At 70.6% G+C, this 22,642-nt stretch carries 21 protein-coding genes; all 21 read right to left on the bottom strand.

Going from position 1 to position 22,642, the window contains the following annotated elements:
* Positions 1 to 12: 12 nt before the first annotated feature.
* The gene (locus ELR47_RS02935; RefSeq protein WP_130648525.1) at positions 13 to 1,200 is read right to left on the bottom strand and encodes an NADH-quinone oxidoreductase subunit D; all 1,188 of its coding nucleotides are present in this window, start codon (positions 1,198 to 1,200) and stop codon (positions 13 to 15) included.
* A complete protein-coding gene (locus tag ELR47_RS02930; RefSeq protein ID WP_130648524.1) occupies positions 1,197 to 2,648 on the bottom strand; it encodes an NADH-quinone oxidoreductase subunit C in 1,452 nt (483 codons plus the stop codon). Before ELR47_RS02930 ends, ELR47_RS02935 begins: the two co-directional genes overlap by 4 nt.
* A gap of 7 nt (positions 2,649 to 2,655) precedes the next feature.
* Positions 2,656 to 3,207 carry an NADH-quinone oxidoreductase subunit B gene (locus tag ELR47_RS02925; RefSeq protein WP_130648523.1) on the bottom strand — a complete coding sequence of 184 codons (552 nt, stop codon included), beginning with the start codon at positions 3,205 to 3,207 and terminating at the stop codon, positions 2,656 to 2,658.
* The gene (locus ELR47_RS02920) at positions 3,198 to 3,581 is read right to left on the bottom strand and encodes an NADH-quinone oxidoreductase subunit A (RefSeq protein ID WP_229730552.1); all 384 of its coding nucleotides are present in this window, start codon (positions 3,579 to 3,581) and stop codon (positions 3,198 to 3,200) included. Before ELR47_RS02920 ends, ELR47_RS02925 begins: the two co-directional genes overlap by 10 nt.
* A gap of 226 nt (positions 3,582 to 3,807) precedes the next feature.
* Positions 3,808 to 4,413, bottom strand: a complete 606-nt coding sequence (locus ELR47_RS02915) for a GNAT family N-acetyltransferase (RefSeq protein WP_205745413.1) — start codon at positions 4,411 to 4,413, stop codon at positions 3,808 to 3,810.
* 10 nt (positions 4,414 to 4,423) lie between these two features.
* On the bottom strand, positions 4,424 to 5,107 hold the full coding sequence (locus ELR47_RS02910) for a uracil-DNA glycosylase (RefSeq protein WP_130648522.1): 684 nt from the start codon (positions 5,105 to 5,107) through the stop codon (positions 4,424 to 4,426).
* A gap of 13 nt (positions 5,108 to 5,120) precedes the next feature.
* Complete coding sequence (locus ELR47_RS02905) at positions 5,121 to 6,155, bottom strand: polyprenyl synthetase family protein (RefSeq protein ID WP_440588484.1); 1,035 nt, start codon at positions 6,153 to 6,155, stop codon at positions 5,121 to 5,123.
* Positions 6,156 to 6,196: 41 nt separating this feature from the next.
* Complete coding sequence (locus ELR47_RS02900; RefSeq protein ID WP_130648520.1) at positions 6,197 to 7,843, bottom strand: NADH-quinone oxidoreductase subunit N; 1,647 nt, start codon at positions 7,841 to 7,843, stop codon at positions 6,197 to 6,199.
* 4 nt (positions 7,844 to 7,847) lie between these two features.
* Complete coding sequence (locus tag ELR47_RS02895; protein WP_130648519.1) at positions 7,848 to 9,353, bottom strand: NADH-quinone oxidoreductase subunit M; 1,506 nt, start codon at positions 9,351 to 9,353, stop codon at positions 7,848 to 7,850.
* A gap of 3 nt (positions 9,354 to 9,356) precedes the next feature.
* Positions 9,357 to 11,306 (bottom strand): NADH-quinone oxidoreductase subunit L, encoded by a 1,950-nt coding sequence (nuoL, locus tag ELR47_RS02890; protein ID WP_130648518.1) that lies wholly within the window; start codon positions 11,304 to 11,306, stop codon positions 9,357 to 9,359.
* A 1-nt stretch (position 11,307) separates the two neighbouring features.
* Positions 11,308 to 11,607, bottom strand: coding sequence for an NADH-quinone oxidoreductase subunit NuoK (gene nuoK / locus ELR47_RS02885; protein WP_130648517.1), 300 nt, complete (start codon positions 11,605 to 11,607; stop codon positions 11,308 to 11,310).
* Between the two features lie 3 nt (positions 11,608 to 11,610).
* A complete protein-coding gene (locus ELR47_RS02880; protein WP_130648516.1) occupies positions 11,611 to 12,408 on the bottom strand; it encodes an NADH-quinone oxidoreductase subunit J in 798 nt (265 codons plus the stop codon).
* Entirely contained in the window at positions 12,409 to 13,188 is a 780-nt protein-coding gene (gene nuoI / locus ELR47_RS02875; protein ID WP_130648515.1) for an NADH-quinone oxidoreductase subunit NuoI, read from the bottom strand.
* Entirely contained in the window at positions 13,188 to 14,438 is a 1,251-nt protein-coding gene (locus ELR47_RS02870) for a complex I subunit 1/NuoH family protein (protein ID WP_130648514.1), read from the bottom strand. The genes nuoI and ELR47_RS02870 overlap by 1 nt, the downstream gene beginning before the upstream one ends.
* Positions 14,435 to 16,960, bottom strand: a complete 2,526-nt coding sequence (locus ELR47_RS02865) for an NADH-quinone oxidoreductase subunit G (RefSeq protein ID WP_130648513.1) — start codon at positions 16,958 to 16,960, stop codon at positions 14,435 to 14,437. Before ELR47_RS02865 ends, ELR47_RS02870 begins: the two co-directional genes overlap by 4 nt.
* A 5-nt stretch (positions 16,961 to 16,965) precedes the next feature.
* Positions 16,966 to 18,390: an NADH-quinone oxidoreductase subunit NuoF gene (nuoF, locus tag ELR47_RS02860; protein ID WP_165403808.1), complete on the bottom strand. Its 1,425-nt coding sequence runs from the start codon at positions 18,388 to 18,390 to the stop codon at positions 16,966 to 16,968.
* Positions 18,391 to 18,392: 2 nt separating this feature from the next.
* Positions 18,393 to 19,505 carry an NAD(P)H-dependent oxidoreductase subunit E gene (locus ELR47_RS02855; RefSeq protein ID WP_130648512.1) on the bottom strand — a complete coding sequence of 371 codons (1,113 nt, stop codon included), beginning with the start codon at positions 19,503 to 19,505 and terminating at the stop codon, positions 18,393 to 18,395.
* Positions 19,506 to 19,568: 63 nt separating this feature from the next.
* The gene (locus ELR47_RS02850; RefSeq protein ID WP_130648511.1) at positions 19,569 to 20,909 is read right to left on the bottom strand and encodes an NADH-quinone oxidoreductase subunit D; all 1,341 of its coding nucleotides are present in this window, start codon (positions 20,907 to 20,909) and stop codon (positions 19,569 to 19,571) included.
* 61 nt (positions 20,910 to 20,970) lie between these two features.
* Entirely contained in the window at positions 20,971 to 21,681 is a 711-nt protein-coding gene (locus ELR47_RS02845) for an NADH-quinone oxidoreductase subunit C (RefSeq protein WP_130648510.1), read from the bottom strand.
* Positions 21,678 to 22,166: a NuoB/complex I 20 kDa subunit family protein gene (locus ELR47_RS02840; protein WP_130648509.1), complete on the bottom strand. Its 489-nt coding sequence runs from the start codon at positions 22,164 to 22,166 to the stop codon at positions 21,678 to 21,680. Before ELR47_RS02840 ends, ELR47_RS02845 begins: the two co-directional genes overlap by 4 nt.
* Positions 22,157 to 22,516, bottom strand: a complete 360-nt coding sequence (locus tag ELR47_RS02835) for an NADH-quinone oxidoreductase subunit A (RefSeq protein ID WP_130648508.1) — start codon at positions 22,514 to 22,516, stop codon at positions 22,157 to 22,159. Before ELR47_RS02835 ends, ELR47_RS02840 begins: the two co-directional genes overlap by 10 nt.
* Between the last annotated feature and the right edge of the window lie 126 nt (positions 22,517 to 22,642).

The raw sequence follows: 22,642 nt of genomic DNA, 5'->3' as shown, positions 1-22,642 counted from the left end.
CTGGCCGTGCGCTCATCGGTCGACGTCTCCCACGACGAAGAAGACCGAGCCCAGGACGCTGATGGCGTCGGGCACGAGCACCCCCTCGAGCAGGTACGGCAGCACCTGCACGTTGGAGAACGACGCGGTGCGCATCTTCAGCCGCCACGGTGTGCGACCGCCGTCGGACTCCAACCAGTAGCCCAGCGATCCGAGTGGGTTCTCCACGCGGGCGTAGGTGGCGCCCTCGGGGGCCTTGACCATCTTGGGCAGCTTCACGTTGACCGGCCCCGGAGGCAGGTGGTCGTGGATCTGCTCGATGATGTGGCAGGAGGCCTTCATCCGGCCGAGCAGGCAGTAGAAGCGGTCCCAGCTGTCGCCGTTCTCCCCGACCGGCACCGGGACCTCGACCTCGTCGTACTTGAGATAGGGCTCCGAGACCCGCACGTCCTCGGGGATACCGGTCGCCTGCAGGGTCGGCCCCGACACGCCGTAGGACAGCGCCACGTCGGTCGACAGCGGCCCGACCCCCTTGGTCCTGGCCTGGAAGATCTCGTTGCCCAACAGCAGGTCGTCGAAGTCGCGCAGACGCTTCCTGACGTCGGCGACCAACTCGACCGACTGGTGCAGGAACCCCTTGGGCAGATCGATCTTCACCCCGCCCGGCTGGTTGTAGGTGTAGTGCAGCCGGCCGCCGGTCGCCGACTCGAGCAGGTACTGGATGCGCTCGCGTTCGCGGGTGGCGTAGAACATCGGCGTGATGGCGCCGAGCTCGAGGCCGTAGGAGCCGACGAACAGCAGGTGGTTGAGGATCCGGTTGTACTCCGCCATCAGCATGCGGATCCACTGCGCCCGCTCGGGCACCTCCATCTCGAGCATGCGCTCGACGGTGAGCATCAGTCCGATCTCGTTGGACATGCCCGACAACCAGTCGTGCCGGTTGACCAGCGCGGCGTTCTGACGGAAGTCGCGGTGCTCGGCGAGCTTCTCGAACCCGCGGTGCATGTACCCGATCACCGGGTGCGCGGACTTCACGCGCTCGCCGTCCATCTCGAGCACGACCCGCAGCACCCCGTGCGTGGCCGGGTGCGCCGGTCCCACCGACAGCGTCATGTCGGCGGTCGTGAACGCGCCGTCCCCGACGATCTCGAGGTTGAGGCTCTCCCCCGGGGCGCTCGCCGGGTGGATGGTCTGCTTGGCGCTGAGGTCACTGACGCTCATGCGCGCTCCTCCCCGTCGTCGGTGCCGTCCCGGTCGCCGCGGTCGTCGCCGACCGCGTCCGACGAACCCGGGGCGTCGGCGTGCTCCTCGGTCCCGCCGAGCGCGTCCGCGACGGCGCCGCCGGTCCCCGCGGCCTCCTCGCCCTCGCGCTCGGCGAGGTCCTCGCTGGCTCCCGCGCCCTGGTACGGCGCGTCGGCGTCGGCGGGATCGGCGGGATCGGCGTCGGCGTCCTCGCCGGGGAACGTCGCGCCGGGCGCGACCGGCGTGGCCGGGCTGTCGGCCGACGTGGCCGGTGCGCCGGAGGTCTCACCCGCCCGGGTCGGCTCGCCGTTGCGACCGGCCGGCTCGCCGGCGACGGCCTCGTCACCCGGCGCGCTCGGCTCGTCCTGCCCGCGCGAGCCGGGCACCGGACCCTCGGTGCCGTGGGCGTCGGCCTCGTTGCCCCAGCTGGTGGCCTCCGGCTGCCCGGCGCTCACCGGTGGCGCGTCGGCGTTCGCCTCGGCCGTCGCCGACTCCGGGAACTGGTCCTCCCCGGGCGCGACCGCACCACCGGCGGCCTCGGCCGCCTCGGTCCCCGTGGCGGCGGCCGCACGCTCGGCCGCCTTGCGGGCTCGGGCCTCGGCGGCGGACTTGCGCTTGGCCTCGGCCCGCACCCGGGCCTCGGACTTGACGTCCTCGTGCTGCTCCTGGGAGTGCTCGGCGTCGCCCGCGAGCACCGCACCACTGTCGGGCGCGAGCTCGGCCGCACCGCCGAGCGCGTCCTCGACCTCCTCGCCCTCGCGGGTGGCGGGATCGGACACCGGTTGTGGGTTGGCGAGCTTGGCCTGTTCGGCCATCGCCTTGTCGAGCTCGTAGGGACCGGGCGCGTCGCCGAGCTGCGGCTGGCGCTCGATGACGTTGCCGTCCTCGTCGAGCTCGGCCGGCTCCTTCACCCCCGGCCAGGGCTTGGCCACCCGCGACGCGAGCGGGAAGTCCTTGCGCAGCGGCCAGCCCTCGAAGGTCTCGATGGTGAAGATGCGCGGCTCGAGCCCCGGATGGTCCGGGAACTCGATGCCGAACATGTCCCAGGCCTCACGTTCGTGCCAGTTCGCCCCGCGGTAGACCGCGGTCAGCGAGGGACAGGTCGGCGTCTCGCGTCCGCCGGGGCACCGGGTGCGCAACGCCACCCGGTTGCCGGTCGAGGTCGAGTACAGGATCGCGACGATGTCGAAGCCCTCGTCACGCGCGTCGATCCCGAACAGGCAGTCGAAGAAGTCGTAGGCGAGGACCCGCTCGTCCCGGCAGACGCGGGCCACCTCGGCGAAGTGCTCGTTGGCGACGTACAGCGTGAAGGTGCCGTACTCGACGGTGGAGCCGACCACGGCCGCGTCACCGGCCCGCACCCGGACCAGCTCGGCGGTCTCCTCCGGGCTGAGCGCCCGATCCCTGCGTGCCAGGACGTCCGTCACGGTGACCTCAGCCCTCCGCGGTCTGGAGCTCGGGTGCCACGTCGGGCCCCTCGGAGCGGATCACGATGGGGTCACGTCGACGCTGGGCCATGCGGTCCTTGACGCTCTCGCCCTGGATGCGGTCCTGCAGTGCCACGATGCCGTCCAGCAGGGCTTCCGGACGGGGAGGACATCCCGGGACGTACACGTCGACGGGCAGGATCTGGTCGACGCCCTTGGTGACCGAGTAGCTGTCCCAGTACGGGCCGCCGCAGTTGGAGCAGCTACCGAACGAGACCACGTACTTCGGCTCGGGCATCTGTTCGTAGAGCCGGCGCAGCGCCGGGGCCATCTTGTCGGTCAGCGTTCCCGACACGACCAGCAGGTCGGCCTGACGGGGCGCGTGGGCGAACGGGATCACGCCGAGGCGGATGAAGTCGTGCCGGGAGCCCGAGGCCGCGATGAACTCGATCGCGCAGCACGCGAGACCGAAGTTGAAGCACCACAGCGAGTACTTGCGGCCCCAGTTGAAGACGTACTTGACGGGCTTGGGGAGCTCGACCTGGTCGATCAGTCCCATTGCAGTACCCCCTTCTTCCAGGCGTACATCAGGCCCTCGAGCAGCGTGGCGATGAACAGGAACATCGCGACGAGGGCGAACAACGCCGAGGGAGTCGTGGTCCCGTCGAGGTCACCGATGACCAGCGCCCACGGGAACAGGAAGATCGCCTCGACGTCGAAGATGACGAACAGGAACGCGAAGACGTAGTAGCGGATGTTCATCTGGGACCAGCCGGTCCCGACCGCCTCGACACCGCACTCGTAGGTCGTCAGCTTCAGCGGTGAGGGAACGGTCGGACGCACCAATCGGCTTCCGAGCATGATGATCGCGTACAGCGCGCAGCCGACGATCACGAGGATCGCGAAGGCGCCGTACTGCTCGGTGAAGCTCACCCGGTCCTCCTGTCGAGGGTATCCCCCGGCGTTCCGGCCGATCCGCCACTACCTGTCGGTGCTGCTCCCGTTCACCTTCCCGCCTCCCGGCGGTGCCTTCCGAGGGCCGGTGACGGCTCCCATCCGCGCGCCGGCCGGTCGGGCCACACCCACCATGCGGACGACCGGGACGAACACCGCGGGCGGCGATGCTAGCAACCGGGCGGACACCGACCCAACGAACGGGTCACGCCAGGCGGCGACCGAACCAGACCACGCCCGGATCCTCACCCAGACACTGGTAGCCGAGCGCGGCGTAGAAGGCCTGCGCCGCCGGATTGTCGGCCGCGACCCCGAGATGCACCCCGCCGGCGCCGCGGGCCGCCACCGCGGCGGTGAAGCGGTCGAGCAGCGCGCGGCCGAGCCCGCGACCGCGGGCCGACGGCAGCAGGTTGACGTGCAGGTGGGCGGGGTGGGTGGCGACCCACCGGGTGCGCATCGACTCGGGCGTGTGCAGGGTGCGCACCAGGCGGGCCTGGTCGGCGTGGTCGACGGCGTCGGGGGCGGGGTGGCGTGAGGCGGCGACCGGCAGCCAGCGTGCGCGCCACGCCGCGACGAAGCGCTCGGTGTCGGCCGTGCCGAGCACGTAGCCCACCACCTGTCCGGCGGCGTCCTCGACGACGGTGGCGAGCGAGGGCTCGAGGACCACGTACGGCTCGGCGTAGACGTCGGGGAGGATGCCGACGTCGGGCAGCGTGCCGGTCGCATCCCGTCCGGCCGCGCCGGTGGCGACGCAGACGTGGCGCAGCGCCGGCAGGTCGGCCGGGGCGTAGGCCCGCAGTCGAGCGCTCACGGGCGGCGGCTCACGGCAGCCGCCAGTCGACCCGTTCGGCGCCCTGGTCGGCGAGCAGCGCGTTGGCGCGGCTGAAGGGCCGGGAGCCGAAGAAGCCGCTGCGTGCCGACAGCGGGCTCGGGTGCGCCGACTCGATCCGCGGCACGGCACCGAGTCGTGACACCAGCGAGCGGGCGTCGCGGCCCCACAGGATCGCGACCAACGGGCCTCCGCGGCCGACCAGCGCGTCGATCACCGCCTCGGTCACCTGCTCCCACCCCTTGCCTCGGTGCGAGGCGGGCGCGCCGGGTGCCACGGTCAGGCACCGGTTGAGCAGCAGCACCCCCTGTCCCACCCACGGGGTCAGGTCCCCGGTGGCCGGCTCGGGATGGCCGAGGTCGGCGCGGTACTCGGCGTAGACGTTGCGCAGCGACGCCGGCAGCGGCCGCACGTCGGGCGCGACCGAGAAGGCGAGCCCGATCGGATGACCCGGGGTCGGATACGGGTCCTGACCGACCACCAGCACCCGGACGGCGTCGAACGGCTGCGCGAAGGCGGCGAAGACCTGCGACCCGCGCGGCAGGAAGCCGCGTCCCGCCGCCTGCTCGGCACGCAGGAAGTCCCCCATCGCCCGGATGCGCCCGTGCACCGGCGCGAGCGCCTCGGACCACCCCGGGCCGAGCAGGGCCGCGAGATCGGTGTCGGGTGTCGTCATGGCTCGCGAGCCGTCAGCCGACCCGGTCGAGGGAGTACTCGGCGAGCCGGGTCAGCGCCGTCACCACCGGGCGCTCCCCGAATCCGGCGAGCTCCCCGACCGCGTCGTTGACGTACCCGGCCGCCGACGCGCGCGATCGGGCCAGCGCATCGCCCGAGCGCAGCAGCTCGAGCGCCCGGGCCACCTCGGCGTCGCCGAGCTCGCCGTCGAGCAGGGACGCGAGCTCGCCGTCGGGGTCGTCGGCGAGCGCGTAGAGGACCGGCAACGTGCGCACGCCCTCGCGCAGGTCGGTGCCCGGCGTCTTGCCCGACGCCTCGTGCTCCGAGGCCACGTCGAGGATGTCGTCGGAGAGCTGGAACGCCATCCCGACGTTCCAGCCGTAGCGGGCCGCGGCCTCGACCTCGTCGGCGGACGAGCCCGACAACAGCGCGCCGTACCGGCAGGAGGTCTCGATCAGCGACGCCGTCTTGCCGGAGATCACCTCGAGGTAGTGCGCCAACGTCGGCTCGATCTGCGGGACGTCGGGCAGCGCGCCCAGGGAGGTCTGCACCTCGCGGATCTGTCCCTCGCACAGACGGGCCAGCGTGCGCGCCATGATCCGGGTCACGTCGACGCCGAGATCGGCCGACAGGTCCGACGCCCGGGCGAACAGGTAGTCCCCGGTCAGGATCGCGACCGTGTTGTCCCACCGCGAGTTGGCCGACGGCGTGCCGCGCCGGGCCGGTGCCTCGTCGATCACGTCGTCGTGGTAGAGCGTGGCAAGGTGCACCAGCTCCACGATCACCCCGGCGTCGACCAACGCCCGCCGGGTCGCGTCCTCGGCGACGCCGGCGACGGGCGGGTTGGGCCCGAGGTGACCGGTCAGCGCGACCATCAGCGGCCGGAAGCGTTTGCCGCCCGCACTGATCAGGTAGCGGGCCACCTCGTCGACGAAGGCGTGGTTCGACGTCACCTGCTCGTGCAGGCGCTGCTCCACCCCGTCGAGGACGTCGGCCACGGGCAGCCCGTGGGCCTCGAGCTCGTCGAGGACCGGGGCAGGGATCGTCAGCCGCGCGGCGCGCGGCGGGTCGCCCGGGCGGGTGGAGGCCGTCACCGAACCACAGCCGCGGCGTACTCGGACAGCTGCAGCAGCAGCTGCGGCCAGATCCCGAGGAACAGGACCAGGACGGCCGATGCGTACACGCCGGCGGAGAGCCCGGTCGTGACCAGCGGGATGGCGCGCCCCTCCTCGACGTCCTCCAGGAACATCATGCCGGCCAGGCGCAGGTAGAAGAACGCGGCGATCACCGAGCTCAGCACGCCGATGACGACCAGCCAGGTGTGCCCGGCGGCGACACCGGCCTGGAACACCACCAGCTTGCCGATGAACCCGGCCGTGGCCGGCACCCCGGCCAACGACAGCAGGCACAGGGTGAAGATCCCCGCCAGCAGTGGCGAGGTCTTGCCCAACCCCCGCAGGTCGACCAGGGTCACCTCACCGCGACGCACCCGCTCGATGGCGAGCACGCACCCGAAGGCGCCCAGCGTCGCGACCGCGTAGGTCAGCAGGTACCACAGGGTCGCCGACAGGCCGGCGTCGGAGTTGCTCACCACCCCGATCGTGGCGTAGCCGGCATGGGTGATCGACGAGAAGGCCAGCATGCGCTTGACGTCGCGCTGGACGATCGCGACCCAGGCGCCGTAGAGCATCGAGATCGCGGCCAGCACGCTCAGCACCGGGATCCACAGCTGCTCGAGCGCCGGGAACGCGACCAGGTACAGCCGCAGCAGTGCGGCGAACCCGGCGGCCTTGACGGCGGCGGCCATGAACGCGGTGACGTTGGTGGGCGCGCCCTGGTAGACGTCGGGCGTCCACAGGTGGAACGGGGCGAGCGCGACCTTGAAGCCGATGCCGACCGTCACCAGCGCGAGCCCGAGGGCGCCGACGACCGACGGGGTGGTGACCAGGCCCAGGCCCGCCCCGATGGTGGGCAGGTCGAGCGAGCCGGTGGCCACGTACAGCAGCGCCATCCCGTACAGCAGGATCGCCGAGGCGACCGAGCCGAGGATGAAGTACTTCAGCGACGACTCCTGCGAACGGCGGTCGCGCCGGGCCAGGCCGGTGAGGATGTAGAGCGCCATCGACAGGACCTCGAGGCTGATGAACAGCGTGATGAGGTCGTTGGCCGTCCCGAGGAACGCCATGCCGGCGACACTGAGCAGCAGCAGCGGCTCGACCTCGGCGCGACCGATCCGGCGGTCGCGCAGGTAGCCGTAGCCGATCGGGATCACCAACAGGGCCGACAGGTAGACGGTGATGCGGGTGAAGAACCCGATGCCGTCGTTGGCCAGGGCGCCCTGCATCGCGGACTGGGGCGCGATGAGCCCGCCCTCGGGCGCCAAGACCTCGGCGTACTGCCAGAAGGTGAGCACCAGCGCCGCGAGCAGCGACAGTCCGGCACCCCACGACTGGGTGAGCGAGGGCCGGCCCGGGAAGGCGACGACCAGGGCCGGCGCGGCCGCCCCCAACGCGATGGTCACGGCACCGGGGACCACGAAGCCCTCGGTGACGAGCCACACACCGGCGGCGATGGCGGGCACGCCGGCGACGATGCCGACGAGCAGACGACGGGATCCGGCCACGGCGAGCAGCAGGAGCACCAGCGAGGCGCAGACGACCGCCAGCTCCGGTGCGAAGCTCGACCAGGCGATCTGCGGCCCGTCGGCAATGGTGGACTGGGCGAGGAACACGGGCACGCTCCTACTCCTCGGAGACTGCGGCGGCCGGCTCGACCGCCGGCGCGTCGGCGACGCCGACCTCGGTCAGCACGCGGTCGACCGCGGGCTCGACGAGGTCGAACAGCGGCTGCGGGTACACGCCGATGCCGACGATCAGCACGACGAGCGGAGCCAGGACGCCGATCTCCCGGGGCTTGAGGTCGGTGGTGTGCTCGTTGTCGGCACCCACGAGCGGACCGTGGAACATCCGCTGGTAGGCCCAGAGCAGGTAGAGGGCGGCGAGGACGGCACCGAACGCGGCGAGCACACCGGCCCACCGTGCCGTCTGGAACGTGCCGAGCAGGATCGGGAACTCCCCGACGAAGCCGTTGAGACCCGGCAGGGCCAGCGACGACATCGACACGAGCAACCACAGTCCGGCCATGATCGGCACCCGCTTGGCCAGACCGCCGAACGCGGCGATCTGCCGGGTGTGACGCCGTTCGTAGAGGAAGCCGATCAGCAGGAACAGCGCGCCGGTGGACAGACCGTGGTTGACCATCTGCACGACCGAGGCCGTGGTCGCCGTGGCGTTGAGGGCGAACGTGCCCAGCACCACGAAGCCCATGTGGGCCACCGACGAGTAGGCGATCAACCGCTTGATGTCCTTCTGCATCAGCGCCACGACCGAGCCGTAGAGGATGCCGACCACCGAGACCACCAGCAGCGCCGGGGCCCAGTCGATCGTGGCCTGGGGGAACAGCGGCAGCGCGTAGCGCAGCAGCCCGAAGGTGCCCATCTTGAGCAGGACGCCGGCCAGGAACACCGAGCCTCCGGTCGGCGCCTCGGTGTGGGCGTCGGGCAGCCAGGTGTGGACCGGGAAGATCGGCACCTTGATGGCGAAGGCGAGCAGGAACGCGGCGAAGAGCCAGTACTGCTCGTTGGCCGTCAACTCGACGGCGCGGATCGCCTGGTAGTCGAAGCTGCCGGCCTGGGCGTACAGGTACAGGATCGCCACCAGCATGAGCAGACCGCCCAGCGTGGTGTACAGGAAGAACTTGACCGCGGCGTACTTGCGCTTGGCGCCACCCCAGATGCCGATGATGAAGTACATCGGGATCAGGGTGAACTCGAAGAACACCGCGAACAGCAGCAGGTCGGTCGCCGCGAAGACGCCCAGCACGGCCGTCTCGAGCGCGAGGAACGCCGCCACGTACCCCTTGAGGTTGACCTTCACGCTGTCGAAGGACGCGATCAGGATCAGCGGCACCAGGAACGTGGTCAGCAGGATGAGCGCGAGACTGACCCCGTCGACGGCCAGGGCGAAGTCCGCCCCGATCGCCGGGATCCAGTTCACGCGCTCCTCGAGCTGCAGCGCCGGGTTGGCGAGGTCGAAGTCGACGAGGATCAACAGCGACGCGACGAAGGCGGCAGCGGAGGCGACGAGCCCCACGATGCGCACCACGCGCGGGTCGTCCGCGACGAAGGCGAGGACCAGCGCGCCGAAGAGCGGCAGCGCCAGGGTCAGGGTGATCGATCCGAGTTCCATCGCCTACCTCACCGAGAACACGAGGAAGCCGACCAGGACCAGCGCCCCCAGCAAGAAGCTGGCGGCGTAGCCCCGGACGAGCCCCGTCTGCGCGCGCCGCGTGACCCGCCCGAGGGCGAGCGAGCCGGCACCTGCGCCGTTGACGACACCGTCGACGATCCGCGTGTCGAACCACACCATCGCGTCGGCGATCCGACCCCCGATGCGTACGAACACCAGCGAGTAGACCTCGTCGACGTAGAACTTGCGCTCGAGGACCTCCGCGGCCGTGCCGCGGATCGGCTCGAGCATGCGACCGCGCGACAGGTCGCCCTTGACGTACACCAGGAACGCCAGGCCGATGCCGATGGCCCCAGCGACCACCGCCGCACCGATCAGGCCGAGCTCCGGGATCGGGCCGGCCGCCTCGTAGCCGATGGCCGAGACGTCTCCGACGACCGGTGCCAGGAAGTTGTACAGCGGGCCGTGATGGACCGGGTTGAGCAGCGAACCGGCGACCGAGAGCACCGCCAGCACGATCAGCGGCGCCGTCATCGACGCGGGCGACTCGTGCGGGTGGACGTCGTGGCCGAAGCGCGGCTTGCCCAGGAAGATCAGGAAGAACCAGCGCGACATGTAGAACGCCGTCAGCACCGCACCGAGCAGGCCCAGCAGCCAGATCCCGAAGTAGCCGTGCATGTAGGCCTCGGTCAGGATCTGGTCCTTGGAGAAGAAGCCCGACAGCGGTGGCACGCCCGAGATCGCCAGCCAGCCGATCGCGGAGGTCCAGAAGGTGATCGGCATCACCTTGCGCAGGCCACCCATCCCCCAGGCGTCGGTGCGGTTGGCCATGGCGTGCATGACCGACCCGGCCGCCAGGAACAGCAGGCCCTTGAAGAACGCGTGCGTGACGAGGTGGAAGATGCCCTCGCGGAACGCGCCGACGCCGACGCCGACGAACATGTAGCCGAGCTGCGACACGGTCGAGTAGGCCAGGATCTTCTTGATGTCGTCCTGCCGCAGCGCGATCAGCGCCCCGAGCAGGACCGTGGCCACGCCGATCCAGGCGATGACCTCCATGCCCGTCACCGACTGCACCAGGACGGGCGAGAGCCGCACCGTCAGGTATACGCCGGCGGTGACCATCGTCGCCGCGTGGATCAGGGCCGACACCGGGGTCGGACCGGCCATGGCGTCGGGCAGCCACACGTACAGCGGGATCTGCGCCGACTTCGCCGCCGCACCACCGAGGAACAGCAGCACCAGCGCCAGCGCCGTGCCGCTCGCCAGCGTCTCGGCGTTCTCGATGATGCCGAGGAAGTCGAGCGTGCCGAAGACGCTGAACGCGAGGAACATGCCGATCATGAACGAGACGTCACCGACGCGGTTGGTGATGAACGCCTTCTTGGCCGCCGAGGCGTACTCGGCCTTCTCGAACCAGAACCCGATCAGCAGGTAGCTGGACAGACCGACCAGCTCCCACCCGACGAACAACGTCACCAGGTTGGCGCCGAGCACCAGCACCAGCATCGAGAACAGGAACAGGTTCAGGTAGGCGAAGAACCGCGCGAAGCGGACGTCACCGTGCATGTAGCCCAGCGAGTAGATGTGGACCAGCAGGCCGACGCCCGTGACCACGAGCAGCATCACCGTGGTGAGCTGGTCGATGTAGAGGTCCCAGGCGACCTCGAAGCCGCCGACCTCGATGAAGGTGCCGATGGGCCGTACGTAGGTCGCCGGGTCACCGAGCATCTGCGCGGCCACGCCGACCGAGAGCAGGAAGCTCACGGCGGCGGCGGCGATCGCCACGAAGGCGGCGCGCTCGCGCAGGGTCTTGGTCAGGGCCAGGACGAGGACGAAGCCGAGCAGCGGCACGACCGGGATCAGCCACGAGAGTCCGAGCAGACCGGTGGTGGCCTGCACGACCTCGTTGACCGCCTCGCCGTGGCCCTCAGCTGCGAGCAGGAGCGTCACGTCAGTACCTCAACAGCTGGGGGACGTCGACGTCGACCGTCCCGCGGCGGAAGAAGAGGTTGACGATCAGCGCGAGGCCGACCACCACCTCCGCCGCGGCGACGACGATGACGAAGAAGACGAAGACCTGCCCGTCCGGGCCGCCCCACATGCGGGCGGCGGCGGCCAGGGTCAGGTTGATGGCGTTGAGCATCAGCTCGATGCACATGAACAGCACGATGGCGTTGCGCCGGATGAGCACACCCACGAGCCCGACGCAGAACAGCAGCGCCGACAGGGCGAAGTAGTAACCGATCTCCACGACTCAGCCCTCCCGTTCGTCGCGCAGGGGTGGGGTGCTGGAGGCGTCCGGCTCCCCGAAGGCGGCCTGCTCGCCGCGCAGGTCGGCAGCGCCGACGTCGGCACCCTCCTCACCGAGGTGGTCACCGCGGGCGAGGACCTCGGCGTCGGAGAAGACGTGGTCCTCGATGTCGTCGGGGGCCAGGTCCTTGCGGCGCGCCATCACCACGGCGCCGATCGTGGCGACCGTGAGCAACAGCGCCGAGAGCTCGAACGGCAACGTGTAGCGGGTGAACAGGCGCCGGCCGAGCAGCGCCACCCCGGCGTCGTCGTCGGCGTCCTTGGCCTGGGCCAGTCCGACGCAGCTCACGCCGTCGCCGGTCGCCGGCGCGGCCACCGCCTCACCGTGCGGACACACCGATGCGTCCCCGGTGTAGGGACCGACGAAGCCGAACAGCAGTGCGCCGGCCAACAACGCCCCGCCCGCACCGGCCAACACCCGAGCACGGACGTCGGTCGCCAGCAGCAGGTCGTCGCGGTCGACGCCGAGCAGCATGATGACGAACAGGAACAGGACCATGATCGCGCCGGCGTAGACCAGCACCTGGATGATCGACAGGAACGGCGATTCCAGGCCGAGGTAGAGCCCGGCCACGGCCAGCAGGTTCACCACCAGCATCAACGCGCCGTGCACGATGTTGCGCATGGTCACCACGCCGATGGCCGCGCCGAGCGCGATCACCGCGAAGATCCAGAACAACACGACCTCGGCCGTGCTGCCTCCGACGGCCGCCCCGTCGGCGGCCTGGGCAAGCAGGGACATCTAGCGCTCCCCCCATGGGTCGGTGTTGCCCTGGCTGGGCGCGGACGCCCCGTCGCGGCGCGACGGGTCGGTGGAGTTGGCACGGCTGACGATGGCCGAGTCGACCGGGTCCTCGCTGGTCGAGGGCAGCTCACCCGACGGGATGACCTGTCCGGCCCGAGCGGACGGTGCGTTGGCCGCCGGCTCGAAACGCCCACCATGGAGGTTGGGCGGCGTGACCGCCAGACCACCGTAGTAGTTGAGCCCCCGTTGACGCACCTCGCGGTCGGTGTGCGGGGTGTCCTCGCCGCCGGGCGCGACCGGGACCAGCAGGTTCTCCTTGGTCCAGATCAGCCCACGGCGGGTGTCGGCCGAGAACTCGTAGTCGTGCGTCATGGTCAGCGCCCGGGTCGGGCACGCCTCGATGCACAGGCCGCACAGGATGCAGCGGTTGTAGTTGATCTGATAGTCGTCGGCGAAGCGCTCACCCGGCGAGTAGCGGGCCTCGAGCGTGTTGTCGGCGCCCTGGACGTAGATCGCATCCGCCGGACACGCCCACGCGCACAGCTCGCAGCCGATGCACTTCTCCAGCCCGTCCGCGTATCGGTTGAGCTGGTGCCGCCCGTGGAAGCGCGGCGTGACCGGACGGGGCTGCTCGGGGTACTGCGCCGTCTCCGCCTTGCGGACCATCGCCTTGAGCGGCACGAGGAATCCGCGCCCCCAGTGCGTCTGGGTGAGGAACAGCGCCAGCAGCGCGACGATGACGACGAAGAACAGCAGGGTGACGAGGGGGGCAGGCATCAGCCGTTCCTCCCGGTGGTGGTGGAGTCCGCGGGCGGCGCCACGGTGTGGGCGGGCGTGTCGATGTCGCGTGACCGGTCGGTGGACGCGGGATCCGACGGTGCGTCGTCGTCGCCCTTGGGGCGGACGAACAGCAGCAGGGCGAGGATCAGGACCGCACCCACGGCGAGGCCGACACGGGCCTCGGTGGCCAGGCCGCCCTGCTCGGCGAGGAGCACGAACACGGCCGTGACCATGGTCCACACCAGGGCGATCGGGATCAGGATCTTCCAGCCCAGCTCCATCAGCTTGTCGTAGCGGTAGCGCGGCAGCGCACCACGCAGCAGGATGAAGAAGAACACGAAGAACAGCGTCTTGAGCGCGAACCACACGAAACCGAGCAGACCGGCCGCCGTGCCCTCGAGCCCGAACGTCGGACCGCTCGGGCCACCGAAGAACAGCGTGACCATGATCGCCGACTGGGTGATCGCGCCCATGAACTCCGCGATCATGAACAGGCCGAACCGCAGGGCCGAGTACTCGGTGACGAACCCGCCGACGAGCTCCCCCTCGGCCTCGGCGAGGTCGAACGGGGTGCGGCCGGCCTCGGCGACCATGCCGACGAGGAAGACCACGAACGCCGGGAACAGCGGGACCACGAACCAGCCGGGCATGCCGGCCCACAGCCCGTCGCCGGCCTGCGCGTTGACGATGTCGCTCACCCGCAGCGAGCCCACGTAGATGAACACGCTGGCCACCGCGAGACCCTGGGCGATCTCGTAGCTGATCATCTGTGCGCTGGAGCGCACGCCACCGATGAGCGGGTACGGCGAGTTCGACGACCAGCCGGCCAGGAACAGGCCGTAGACGTGGATCGAGCCGATCGCCAGCACCCAGAGCACCCCGACCCCGAGGTCGGCGACCTGCAGCGGGAAGATGTAGCCGCCGATCTCCAGCGGCCCACTGATCGGGATCACCGCCATCGAGGTGATGGCCGCGACGACACCGATCAGTGGCGCCAGGCGGAACAGCGGCCGGTTCACCATGCCCGGCGTCACGTCCTCCTTGAACAGCATCTTGACGGCGTCCATCAGGAACTGGCCGACGCCCAGCGGGCCGATGCGGTTCGGACCGAGTCGGGCCTGCATGCGACCCAGCAGGCGGCGCTCGCCCCAGGTCAGCAGGCCGGTTCCGGCCAGGAAGAACAGGAAGACCGCCAACACCCGGATCAGGTGCGCCCAGAGGGGCAGGTCCTGCGAGGTCTCGATCATGCGACGTCCCCGGCGGGCTCGAGTGCGGACACGGTGACCTGACCGGCGCGGTCGGTGCCGAGCAGCACCGCAGCCGGTTCGTCGGTGGAGTTGGCGGGCACGACCGCGGCGCCCGGGACCACGTCGTGGCCGACCCGGGCGGTCAACCGCAGCGTGGCGCCGTTGCCGGACAGCTCGACCGGCGCACCGTCGACGATGCCGAGGCGCTCGGCGTCGGCGGTGTTGAGGTCGACCACCGGGGTGCGGGCCGTCGCCAGCAGGTCGCTGGCTCCCGTCAGCATCGTCCCGCGGTCCAGCAGCAGCGGACGCACGACGAGTTCGAGCGCGGCCGGGTCCCCCGTCTCGCGCGGTTCGCTCGCGCCGTTCCCGCCGGCCGGCGAGCTGCCGGCGGTGGTGACCGCGTCGTCGGTCGCGTCGCCCGCGCGTTGCTCCCCGGCAGGCGCGAACACGCTCGCAGGCGGGAAGGCGTGGGGTTCGGTGCGCAGGCCGAGCGTGGCGATCTCGTGGCGGAGCTGGTCGAGGTCGCTGAAGCCGAGGTCCTCGCCGAGCAGCGCGGCGAGCTGGACGATGATCTCCCAGTCCTCCTGCGCGAGCTCGGGACCGTCGACGACCTTGGCGAACCGCTGGGTGCGGCCCTCCCAGTTCGTCGTGCTGCCGAAGCGCTCCTGCGTGCCGGTGGCCGGCAGCACGACGTCGGCGTGGCGGGTGACGGTCTCGGTCGCGGCCAGGTCCTGGGCGACGACCAGCTTGACCTTCTCCAGGGCCCTGCGCGCCAGCTCCGGTGACGCGCAGTCACGGGCCAGGTCGACGCCGATCAGGTGCAGGACGTCGATCTTGCCGGCCGCGGCGTCGGTCAGGATCGCGTGCAGGTCGCGGCCCGGCTCGGCGGGCAGGGACACGCCCCAGTGCGCCTCGAGCTCGGCACGGTCGGCGGCGTCGGTCAGACGCCGGCCACCCGGCAGGATCCCCGCGGCCAGTCCGGCCTCGAGCGCCCCGCGGGCGTTGCCGCGGCGGGCGACGTAGCCGGCCTTGCCACCGGCAGCGGCGGCCAGGGCGGCGCCCGCCGTCAGCGTGCCGGCACCGGCCCGCTCGCCGACGAGGACCACCGGCGCACCCTCGGCGCGCAGCGCGGTCGCGATGTCGTCGTCCCCGTCGAGCAGGCCGGCGATCGCCGCCGCCTCCTGGCCGGGAGCGGTGGCGACGCGCCGCCACGCCAACTCGCCGAGCGAGCCCAGGTGCGGGCCGACGACGACGATGCGCGCCTTGTGGGCCCGCCACGCCTTGCGGATGCGCAGGTGGAGGATCGGGACCTCCTCCTCGGGGTCCAGCCCCGCCACCACGATCACCGGCGCGTCCTCGACGTCGCGGTACTGCGCGGTGTCGGCACCGACGAGCGCGGTGAGCTCCTCGGTCTCGCCCGGACCGGCGAAGCGGGTGCGGTGGTCGAGATCGTCGGTGTGCAGGACGGTGCGGACGTACTTGGACACCGCGTAGGCGTCCTCGTCGGCCAGCCGCGACCCGGTCACCACGGCGACGCGTCCCGGGCCGGCGTCGCGCGCCTCCTGGATCGCGCCGGTGACGCGCAGCAGCACGTCCGACCACGACGCCGTCTCGAGCTCGCCGGCGGCGCCGGCTCCGCCCGTCGAGGGGACCCGCAACCGGGGCTCGGAGATGCGCAGCTCGCCGGTGAGGTGGGTGAAGCCGAAGCGACCCTTGTCGCAGTTCCACGACTCGTTGACGGCCATGTTCGTGCGGGCCAGCTGCCGCTGGATCTCCCCGCGACGCGACTGCACGGTGAGCGTGCAGCCGGCCGAGCAGTGGTCGCAGACGCTGGGCGTGGTGACGACGTCGAACGGACGCGCCTTGAAGCGGTACGACGCCGAGGTCAGCGCACCGACCGGGCAGATCTGGATGACGTTGCCCGAGAAGTAGCTCTCGTAGGGCTCGTCCTCGTAGATCGCGACCTGCTCCAGCGCACCGCGCTCGAACAGCTCGATGAACGGGTCGCCGGAGACCTGCTCGGAGAAGCGGGTGCAGCGGGCACACAGCACGCAGCGCTCGCGGTCGAGCAGGATCTGCTGGCTAACCGCGACCGGCTTCTGGTAGCGGCGCTTCTGGTCCACGAACCGCGACACGTTCGCGCCGTGGGCCAGCGCCTGGTCCTGCAGCGGGCACTCACCGCCCTTGTCGCACATCGGGCAGTCGAGCGGGTGGTTGATCAGCAGGAACTCGAGCGTGCCCTCCTGCGCCTTCTTCGCCATGTCGGACGTGAGGTGGGTCCTGACCACCATGTCCGGGGCGACCGGCATGGTGCACGACATCACCGGCTTGCGCTGTCCCTCGACGTCGACCACGCACTGGCGGCAGGCGCCGACGGGGTCGAGCAACGGGTGGTCGCAGAAGCGCGGCACGATCGTGCCCAGCTGCTCGGCGGCCCGGATGATGAGCGTGCCCTTGGGGACGCTCACCTCCTGACCGTCGATGGTCAGCGTGACCAGATCCTGGTTCTCGGAAGCACTCATGGACGTCAGGCCTGTCCGGCGACGGTCTTGTCCGTCGCACCGGTCGTGGCGGCAGTGCTGCGGCCCGGCATCGCCGGAATCTCGGCGGCGCCGGTCTCGGGGGCATAGCCACCCCCACCGTGCGTGTCGAGCACCGCGATGTCGCGACGCGGCTCGGTGGTGCCGAGCGGGCAGCGCGCCTCACGGATGTGGGCCTCGAACTCGTCACGGAAGTACTCGAGCCCCGAGGTGATCGACGAGGTCATGCCGTCACCGAGGGCGCAGAAGCTGCGACCGAGGATGTTGTCGCAGATGTCCTGCAGCAGGTCGAGGTCCTCCATGCGGCCGTTGCCGGTCTCGATGCGGCGCAGGACCTGCGAGAGCCAGTAGCCACCCTCGCGGCACGGGGTGCACTTGCCGCAGGACTCGTGCTCGTAGAACTCGGTGAAGCGCAGCACCGTGTCGACGACGCACGTCTGGTCGGAGTAGATCATCAGGGCGCCGGTGCCCAGCATCGACCCGGCCTCCATGATGTCCTCGTAGGTGTAGGCCACGTCGGCCTTGGACGCCGGCAGCAGCGGGGTGGACGAACCACCCGGGCAGAAGAACTTCAGCGCACGACCCTCGAGCATCCCGCCGCAGGCGTCGATCATCTCGCTGACCGGCGTGCCGAGCGCGAACTCGTAGTTGCCGGGCCGCTGGAGCTCGCCCGAGATGCACATCAGCTTCGGGCCGGGCGACTTCTCGGTCCCCCACTGGCGGTACCAGTCCACCCCGTGGCGCAGGATGAACGGCACCGAGGAGATCGACTCGACGTTGTTGACGGTCGTCGGGCAGCCGTAGAGACCGTGCGTGGCCGGGAACGGCGGGCGCAACCGCGGCTGACCACGACGCCCCTCGAGCGAGTCGAGCAGCGCCGTCTCCTCGCCGCAGATGTAGGCGCCCGCACCGCGGTGCACGGTCAGGTCGAACCGCTTGCCCGAGCCGAGGATGTCGGCGCCGAGGTAGCCCTTGGCGTACGCCTCGCGGATCGCCCGGGTCAGCTGCCGACCGGCGTGGGCGAACTCCCCGCGCAGGTAGATGTAGCCCTGCACCGAGTTGAGCGCGAGGCCGCCGACGACCATGCCCTCCACCAACTGGTGGGGGTCACGCTCCATCAGCTCGCGGTCCTTGAAGGTGCCCGGCTCGCCCTCGTCGGCGTTGCAGACGATGTAGACCGGCTTGCCGGTGTCCTGGGCCACGAACGACCACTTCATGCCGGTCGGGAAGCCCGCGCCGCCGCGGCCGCGGACGCCCGCCTCCTTGACGACGTCGATGATCTCCGACGGCTGCATCTCGAGCGCCTTGCGCAGCCCGACGTAGCCGCCGTGCTGCTCGTAGACGTCGATGCCGTCGGCGCCCTCGATCGCGTAGCGCTCGCTCAGGGCGACGCAGGGTCCGGTGGTCCCCATGCTCAGCCCTCCTCGTCGGTGTCGTCGGTGCGCCGCTCGCCCTGGTAGGTCCGACCACCCAGTGGCTGGTCGTCCCCGCCGGCGACGTCCGGATCGGTGTCCGGCTGGCGGTCGGTCGGCGGGTCGGTGGGCGTCTCGGCGCCCTTCTCGCCCGCCATGGAGTCGCTCGGGTCCTGCTCGGTGCCGGCCGGGGCGCGGTCGCGCTGCGCCTCGGAGGGCTTGGCCGATCCGTCCGCGGCCGTGACCGAGGGCTGCTCCTGGGCCGAGGGCGTGTCCGGCGTGGGACGCAGGACCTGCTCGGCGAGCTCGCTGGCCGCGCCAGTCTGCTGCTCGGCGAGGTCCTCGATCTTGGACGCGGTGACCGGGTCCATCTCCCCCGCCTTGGTCTCCGGGCGCTCGGCGGTGTCGCCGAGCCTGGCCTGGTTGCGGAACGCCTCGCCGCCGTGACCGAACGGGTCGCCGCCCGGGTGGGTGACGGGCAGGTCGGTCTCGCCGGTCCGGTAGGCGGGCGGCACGTCCGCCATCGCCTGCAGCCGCGCGGCCTCGATCAGGTACTCGTCGACGCCGTCGTCGATGCCCGACAGCTGCCGCTCGACACCGCGGAAGTGCTCGGGGACCTCGTCGGACCAGTTCGACGCCGGCGGGTCACCCGCCTTCGCGCGGTCGAACAGACCCATGGCCTCGTCGTGGGTCACCGGGCCGTACATCTCGTAGTTGATCTGCACGACCGGCGCCGCGTCGCAGATCCCGAGGCACTCGGCGTGCTCGACACTGACGCCCTCACCCTCGGTGGTGGCGTGCGCACCGCCGCAACGCTCGACGTAGGACTCGTAGATGGCCTGGCCACCGGCGATCTTGCAGGTCGGGTTCGTGCAGACGCTGAGCAGGTAGTTGCCCACCGGCTCCCGCTTGAACATGGTGTAGAAGGTCGCGACCGCACCGACCTCGGCCTTGGTCAGGCCGAGCGTCTGCGCGCACAGGGCGACGCCGTCCTCGCTGACGAAGCCCTCGTCGGACTGCACGAGGTGGAGCATCGGCAGCAGTGCGGAACGCGCGACGGGATAGCGCTTGGCCAGGCGCCGCGCTTCCTCGCGCGTGGTCTCGGAGATCGGCACGGGGGCGTGCTCCTCGGGGTGAAGGCTGGTGCGAGGGGAGATCGAAGGACGTGGGCGAGACGACTAGCGGTCGCAGCCGCCCATGACGGGGTCGAGGCTCGCGACGACCACGATCACGTCGGAGATCGAGTGGCCACGGCTCATGTGGTCCATGGCCTGCAGCCCGACGAACGACGAGTCGCGCAGGTGCAGTCGGTACGGCTTGTTGGTCCCGTTCGAGGTCAGGGCGCACCCGAGCTCGCCGCGGGGCGACTCGGTGGCGATGTAGACCTGTCCGGCGGGAACCGTGAAGCCCTGCGTGACGAGCTTGAAGTGGTTGATCAGCGACTCCATCGACTCACCCATGATGTGGCGGATGTACTCGGGGTCGTTGCCACTGCCGTCGGGGCCCAGCGCCTGCTGGGAGGGCCAGCGGATCTTCTTGTCGCTCACCATCACCTCGCCGCCGGGCAGGGTGTCCAGCGCCTGCCGGATGATCTTCATCGACTCGCGCATCTCGGCGATGCGCACGAGGTAGCGGGCGTAGGAGTCCCCGGCGGTCTCGGTCGGCACGGCGAAGTCGTACTGCTCGTAGCCCGAGTGCGGCTGCGCCTTGCGCAGGTCGTGCGGCACGCCCGCGGCACGCAGCATCGGTCCGGTGACCCCGAACGCGAGCGCCTCCTCGCCGGTGAGGACGCCGATGCCCTGCGTACGGTCGACGAAGATCGGGTTGTGCGTGAGCAGGTCCTCGAGCTCACCGATCTTGCCCGGCAGGTAGCGCAGCAACGACTCGCAGCGCTCGACGAAGTCGTCGGTGACGTCCTGCGCCAGCCCGCCGGGGCGGTAGTAGGCGTGGTTCATCCGCAGCCCGGACTGCGACTCGAACAGGTCGAGGATGTGTTCACGCGCGCCGAAGCCGTTGGTCATCACGGTGGTGGCGCCGAGCTCCATCCCGCCGGTCGCGACCCACACCAGGTGGCTCGAGATGCGGTTGAACTCCGAGAGGATCACGCGCACGGCCTGTGCCCGCTCGGGCACCTGCACGTCGAGCAGCCGCTCGACGCCCATGCAGTACACCCACTCGTTGAACAGCGGGGCCACGTAGTCCATGCGGGTGACGAACGTCGAGCCCTGCACCCAGGTGCGGTACTCGGCGTTCTTCTCGATGCCCGTGTGCAGGTAGCCGATGATCGGGGAGACCCGCAGGACGGTCTCGCCGTCGAGCTCGAGCACGAGCCGGAGCACACCGTGCGTCGACGGGTGCTGCGGGCCCATGTTGACCGTGAGGGTGTCGTCCTCGATCGCGTCGACGACGGTCTCCCAGTCGGCGCCCTCGACGAACAGCTCGTTGGGATCGTCCGCCGACGTGCCGGTGGCCGGCACCTCGGCGGAGGCCGGCTCGGTGCTGTGCTGGTCGATGCTCATGACCGCTCCTCTGCGACCGCTGCCGGGCGCCGGGGCCCGCTCAGGGGGGCGTGGGCGCCGCTCATTCGACGACCTCGCGCAGGTTGCGCTCGTGCGGCGGCGGGATGAACTTGTCGTTCTCGTAGTTGATCTCGACGCCGCCCAGCGGGTAGTCCTTGCGCTGCGGGTGGCCGAGCCAGTCGTCGGGCATCAGGATGCGGACGAGGTTCGGGTGGCCGGGGAACTCGACCCCGAACATGTCGAACACCTCGCGCTCGTGGAAGTTCGCCGTCGGCCACAGCGAGGTGACCGAGGGAATCCGCGCCGCGTCGTCCGGTGTGCCCACCGAGACCCGGAAGCGGTGGTTGCGCCGCACCGAGCGCAGCAGGTAGTTGACCTCGACGACGCCGTGCTCGCGGGAGGTGCGGTACTCGGGCCACCCGGTGGTGGAGATCTGCCGCTCGATGACGTGGTCCCCGGCGGGCCAGTGCACCGCGGAGAGGTCGCTGAGCAGCTCGCAGGCGATCTCCTCGTCGTCGCGGCAGTAGGTGGCCACCTCGAGCAGCTGCCCGGGCTCGACGAACACGGTGAGCTCACCGCGGTACTCGTCGGCGCGCAGGTCGGGGAACCGGGTCAGGAGCCGCTCACGGAGCTGCTCGTTGGTCAGCGAGCTGCCGTTGGTGCCACGACCGGGGGCGGGCACGTCGGTGCCGAGCCGGCCGGCGGCCGACGCCAGCGGCAGTCCCGAGGTGTCGTAGGCGCTGCTGCCCGAGGAGGTGTGGGCGCTGCTCATGAGCGCGCCGCCTTGTCCGCGAACTGCTCACCACGGACCTTGGCGTGCAGCTTGAGGATCCCGTCCATCAGCATCTCCGGTCGGGGTGGGCAGCCCGGCACGTACATGTCGACCGGCACGACGTGGTCGACGCCCTGCACGAGCGCGTAGTTGTTGAACATGCCGCCCGAGGTCGCGCAAACGCCCATGGAGATGACCCACTTGGGGTCCGACATCTGGTCGTAGATGCGACGCAGCACGGGAGCCATCTTGTTCGACAGGCGACCCGCGACGATCATCAGGTCGGCCTGACGCGGCGAGGCGCGGAAGACCTCCATGCCGAAGCGCGCCATGTCGTGGCGCGGGCCGCCGGCGCTCATCATCTCGATCGCGCAGCAGGCCAGGCCGAACGTCGCCGGCCACATCGAGGTGGAGCGCCCGTAGTTGACGAACTTCTCGAGGTTCGTCAGCAGGACGCCGTTGGGGAGCTTGCTCTCTAGTCCCATTCGAGGCCTCCACGGCCGAGTTCGTAGACGAACGCCACGCCGAGGATCACGATGAAGATCCCCATCTGCGCGAGCCCGAACCAGCCGAGCTCGCGGAAGACGACCGCCCACGGGTAGAGGAACACCGCTTCGACGTCGAAGATCAGGAACAGCATCGCCACCATGTAGAACTTGACGGTGAAGCGGGTGCCCTTGATCTTCGCGAGCGGCTCGTTGCCGGACTCGTACGCACCGAGCTTGGTCGGGTTCGGTGACTTGGGTCCGATGAAGGTACTGGTGACCGCGCCGCCGGCGGCGAACAGCAGCGCCAGGGCGAACAGCAGCAGTACCGGGAAGTAGTCGGCAAGCACGGGTCAGTCTCTTTCGGCGTGCGACCCGACCGGAGTCGGGCCCAGGCTGCACAGCGGGGACAACCCCTCGGAAACGGGATCCACGGTAGGGCCGTGTGGACGGGGGCCGCAAGACAGCGGCCGGTC

This window comes from Egicoccus halophilus (genome assembly GCF_004300825.1).
Classification (GTDB): Bacteria; Actinomycetota; Nitriliruptoria; order Nitriliruptorales; family Nitriliruptoraceae; genus Egicoccus; species Egicoccus halophilus.
The sequence above is the reverse complement of the archived record's forward strand: the minus strand, read 5'-3'. Positions and strand labels throughout refer to the sequence as shown.